This is a genomic window from Bacteroides sp. 2_2_4, assembly GCF_000157055.1.
GTDB classification, from domain to species: Bacteria; Bacteroidota; Bacteroidia; order Bacteroidales; family Bacteroidaceae; genus Bacteroides; species Bacteroides ovatus.
In genome coordinates this window covers 1-5,239 of record NZ_EQ973383.1, presented here as the reverse complement: position 1 = coordinate 5,239, position 5,239 = coordinate 1, and the positions used below count along the sequence as shown (strand labels likewise).

Genomic DNA, 5,239 nt, shown 5'->3' with positions numbered 1-5,239 from the left:
TAATAGGTATTTGAATAAGGTCAATAAATTTACGGCGTCCTGAACAGAGCAAAAAAGTCATCCTAAGGGATGATAAAAATACTTTTACAATGAAGAGTTTGATCCTGGCTCAGGATGAACGCTAGCTACAGGCTTAACACATGCAAGTCGAGGGGCAGCATTTCGCTAGCAATAGTGAAGATGGCGACCGGCGCACGGGTGAGTAACACGTATCCAACCTGCCGATAACTCGGGGATAGCCTTTCGAAAGAAAGATTAATATCCGATAGTATATTAAAACCGCATGGTTTTACTATTAAAGAATTTCGGTTATCGATGGGGATGCGTTCCATTAGTTTGTTGGCGGGGTAACGGCCCACCAAGACTACGATGGATAGGGGTTCTGAGAGGAAGGTCCCCCACATTGGAACTGAGACACGGTCCAAACTCCTACGGGAGGCAGCAGTGAGGAATATTGGTCAATGGACGAGAGTCTGAACCAGCCAAGTAGCGTGAAGGATGACTGCCCTATGGGTTGTAAACTTCTTTTATATGGGAATAAAGTATTCCACGTGTGGGATTTTGTATGTACCATATGAATAAGGATCGGCTAACTCCGTGCCAGCAGCCGCGGTAATACGGAGGATCCGAGCGTTATCCGGATTTATTGGGTTTAAAGGGAGCGTAGGTGGATTGTTAAGTCAGTTGTGAAAGTTTGCGGCTCAACCGTAAAATTGCAGTTGAAACTGGGAGTCTTGAGTACAGTAGAGGTGGGCGGAATTCGTGGTGTAGCGGTGAAATGCTTAGATATCACGAAGAACTCCGATTGCGAAGGCAGCTCACTAGACTGTCACTGACACTGATGCTCGAAAGTGTGGGTATCAAACAGGATTAGATACCCTGGTAGTCCACACAGTAAACGATGAATACTCGCTGTTTGCGATATACAGTAAGCGGCCAAGCGAAAGCATTAAGTATTCCACCTGGGGAGTACGCCGGCAACGGTGAAACTCAAAGGAATTGACGGGGGCCCGCACAAGCGGAGGAACATGTGGTTTAATTCGATGATACGCGAGGAACCTTACCCGGGCTTAAATTGCAAATGAATAATCTGGAAACAGGTTAGCCGCAAGGCATTTGTGAAGGTGCTGCATGGTTGTCGTCAGCTCGTGCCGTGAGGTGTCGGCTTAAGTGCCATAACGAGCGCAACCCTTATCTTTAGTTACTAACAGGTTATGCTGAGGACTCTAGAGAGACTGCCGTCGTAAGATGTGAGGAAGGTGGGGATGACGTCAAATCAGCACGGCCCTTACGTCCGGGGCTACACACGTGTTACAATGGGGGGTACAGAAGGCAGCTACCTGGTGACAGGATGCTAATCCCAAAAACCTCTCTCAGTTCGGATCGAAGTCTGCAACCCGACTTCGTGAAGCTGGATTCGCTAGTAATCGCGCATCAGCCATGGCGCGGTGAATACGTTCCCGGGCCTTGTACACACCGCCCGTCAAGCCATGAAAGCCGGGGGTACCTGAAGTACGTAACCGCAAGGAGCGTCCTAGGGTAAAACTGGTAATTGGGGCTAAGTCGTAACAAGGTAGCCGTACCGGAAGGTGCGGCTGGAACACCTCCTTTCTGGAGCGATGCCGTAACTGTCACAAAACGTGGCAGCCACTTAAAGACTTTAAAGGTTCTGTTTTTTGTACTACTGGTACTTGTTTATTTATAATATATAGATCAACCATCTATAGAAGTATAGATAGAGATAAACAAGAGAAAAAAGAAGCCGAGTCTAACATACAGGTAGACAAGGTTGAACTAGTCCTATAGCTCAGTTGGTTAGAGCGCTACACTGATAATGTAGAGGTCGGCAGTTCAACTCTGCCTGGGACTACCAAGCTCAAGAATGAGGAACAGGGAAAGCTAAAAGCTAAAAAACAAAATTCTTGAATAACCTCTTGGGGGATTAGCTCAGCTGGCTAGAGCATCTGCCTTGCACGCAGAGGGTCAACGGTTCGAATCCGTTATTCTCCACGATCTCTGAAAAAGAGAAACGATCTTTGACATGATGTACAAAAAGTAAAATTTTAGTAAGAGCTAAAAGTATATATCAAACCGTACGTGTTCGAGTATGCAATATTGATAGAAGGAAGCAATTCCACTACCAATACCAGTACGAGAATAAAACGTTTGAAAGAAAGTAAGCAAGGGCGCATGGCGGATGCCTTGGCTCTCGGAGGCGATGAAGGACGTGATAAGCTGCGATAAGCTTCGGGAAGGTGCAAATAACCTTTGATCCGAAGATTTCCGAATGGGACAACCCGTCATTCTGAAGGAATGACATCTTGCATAGCAAGAGGCTAACGCAGGGAACTGAAACATCTTAGTACCTGTAGGAAAAGAAAATAATAATGATTCCCCTAGTAGTGGCGAGCGAACGGGGATTAGCCCAAACCAATGTTGTTACGGCAATATTGGGGTTGTAGGACCACGCTCTCGCAAGAAATTTAGTGAGAAGAATTCTTTGGAAAATGAAACCATAGACGGTGATAGTCCGGTATTCGAAGCTAAATGAAGCGTAGTGGTATCCTGAGTAGCGCGGGACACGAGGAATCTTGCGTGAATCTGCCGGGACCATCCGGTAAGGCTAAATACTCCCGAGAGACCGATAGCGAACCAGTACTGTGAAGGAAAGGTGAAAAGCACTTCGAATAGAAGAGTGAAATAGTCCCTGAAACCGTGCGCCTACAAGCGGTCGGAGCTGCTTCAGCAGTGACGGCGTGCCTTTTGCATAATGAACCTACGAGTTACTTTTTCCGGCAAGGTTAAGGATCTTGAGATCCGCAGCCGAAGCGAAAGCGAGTCTTAACAGGGCGATTAGTCGGAAGGAGTAGACGCGAAACCAAGTGATCTACCCTTGGTCAGGTTGAAGGTTAGGTAACACTAACTGGAGGACCGAACCGATAAGCGTTGAAAAGCTTCCGGATGAACTGAGGGTGGGGGTGAAAGGCTAATCAAACTTGGAGATAGCTCGTACTCCCCGAAATGCATTTAGGTGCAGCCTTGGGAATTACTACTGTGAGGTAGAGCGACTGATAAGATGCGAGGGCTTCACCGCCTATCAAGTCTTGATAAACTCCGAATGCGCAGTAGTTCGATCCCAGGAGTGAGGGCATGGGTGCTAAGGTCCATGTCCTAAAGGAGAAGAATCCGGACCATCAGCTAAGGTCCCGAAATAATTGCTAAGTTGAACTAACGAAGTCAGATTGCTAAGACAGCTAGGATGTTGGCTTGGAAGCAGCCATTCATTTAAAGAGTGCGTAACAGCTCACTAGTCGAGGAGTTTGGCGTGGATAATAATCGGGCATTAAGCAATTTACCGAAGCTATGGGATCCGTAAGGATCGGTAGGGGAGCATTCCACTCTGCGTCGAAGGTGAAGCGTGAGCTTTGCTGGAGCGTGTGGAAAAGCAAATGTAGGTATAAGTAACGATAAAGGGGGTGAGAAACCCCCTCGCCGAAAGACTAAGGTTTCCTGATCAACGCTAATCGGATCAGGGTTAGTCGGGTCCTAAGGCTCAGCCGAACGGTGAGGCCGATGGCAGAACAGGTTAATATTCCTGTACTACCTTAAGGAGTGACGTGGAGACGGAGGAGTGACAGCGCCGCGGACTGACGGAATAGTCCGTTGAAGGGTGTAGATGTTGATTATCCCAGGCAAATCCGGGATAAGAGTCGAACCTGATAGTATACCAAATTCTTCGGAATAAGGTAATAGTGCGTGTAAGCATACTCCCAAGAAAATCCGCTAAACTTAATCTTTAAGGTACCCGTACCGCAAACGGACACACGTAGTCGGGTTGAATATACTAAGGCGCTTGAGTGATTCACGGTTAAGGAACTAGGCAAATTGACCCTGTAACTTCGGGATAAAGGGTCCCAACGAGAGTTGGGCGCAGAGAATAGGTCCAGGCAACTGTTTAACAAAAACACAGGGCTGTGCCAAATTGAAAGATTACGTATACAGCCTGACACCTGCCCGGTGCTGGAAGGTTAAGAGGAGATGTCATCGCAAGAGAAGCATTGAATTGAAGCCCCAGTAAACGGCGGCCGTAACTATAACGGTCCTAAGGTAGCGAAATTCCTTGTCGGGTAAGTTCCGACCTGCACGAATGGTGTAATGATCTGGACACTGTCTCAACCGTGAGCTCAGTGAAATTGTAGTATCGGTGAAGATGCCGATTACCCGCGATGGGACGAAAAGACCCCGTGAACCTTTACTATAGCTTAACATTGAATTTGGGTAATTGATGTGTAGGATAGGCCGGAGACTTTGAAGCAGGTACGCCAGTATTTGTGGAGTCGCTGTTGAAATACGGCCCTTTGATTATTTGAGTTCTAACTCGTTGTTACGAGGACACTGTTTGGTGGGTAGTTTGACTGGGGTGGTCGCCTCCAAAAGTGTAACGGAGGCTTCTAAAGGTGCCCTCAGGACGATTGGTAACCGTCCGTAGAGTGTAATGGCATAAGGGCGCTTGACTGGGAGACAGACAAGTCGATCAGGTAGGAAACTAGAGCATAGTGATCCGGTGTTTCCGTATGGAAGGGACATCGCTCAAAGGATAAAAGGTACTCCGGGGATAACAGGCTGATCCCTCCCAAGAGCTCATATCGACGGAGGGGTTTGGCACCTCGATGTCGGCTCGTCACATCCTGGGGCTGGAGAAGGTCCCAAGGGTTGGGCTGTTCGCCCATTAAAGTGGCACGCGAGCTGGGTTCAGAACGTCGTGAGACAGTTCGGTCTCTATCTATCGTGGGCGTATGAAATTTGCGTGGCTCTGACACTAGTACGAGAGGACCGTGTTGGACTGACCGCTGGTTTACCAGTTGTGCCGCCAGGTGCATTGCTGGGTATCTAAGTCGGGATTGGATAAGTGCTGAAAGCATCTAAGTACGAAGCCAGCCACAAGATTAGATTTCTTAGGGTCGTCAAAGACGATGACGTTGATAGGATGCAGGTGTAAAGGTGGTAACATCAAAGCCGAGCATTACTAATTGCCCGTTCACTTTCTTTCGGACATGTACCGGTTGGGTATATACGTTTAGCTTGCTAGACACTGAAATTTTACTTTTCATCATGTCATAACCTTCTTCAGGTGGTTATAGCACGAGGGTTCCACCTCTTCCCATTCCGAACAGAGAAGTTAAGCCTCGTCACGCCGATGGTACTGCGTAACAGTGGGAGAGTAGGTAGCCGCCGTTTT

At 47.8% G+C, this 5,239-nt stretch carries 2 tRNA genes and 3 rRNA genes; all 5 read left to right on the top strand.

The annotated features are described in order from the left end of the window. The first annotated feature begins 86 nt into the window (after nt 1-86). The 5 genes from BSCG_RS0128240 (at nt 87) to rrf (ending at nt 5,238) form a co-directional block, all read left to right on the top strand. Nucleotides 87-1,611: ribosomal RNA gene (locus BSCG_RS0128240) — 16S ribosomal RNA — on the top strand. A gap of 185 nt (nt 1,612-1,796) precedes the next feature. Then, nucleotides 1,797-1,873: transfer RNA gene (locus BSCG_RS00230), tRNA-Ile, on the top strand. A gap of 63 nt (nt 1,874-1,936) precedes the next feature. Then, nucleotides 1,937-2,010, top strand: a tRNA-Ala gene (locus BSCG_RS00235). A 160-nt stretch (nt 2,011-2,170) separates the two neighbouring features. Beyond that, nucleotides 2,171-5,050 (top strand): 23S ribosomal RNA (locus tag BSCG_RS0128235). A 77-nt stretch (nt 5,051-5,127) separates the two neighbouring features. After that, nucleotides 5,128-5,238, top strand: a 5S ribosomal RNA gene (gene rrf / locus BSCG_RS0128230). Together the 16S, 23S and 5S rRNA genes with 2 tRNA genes alongside form the textbook arrangement of a ribosomal RNA operon. Nucleotide 5,239: the final 1 nt, after the last annotated feature.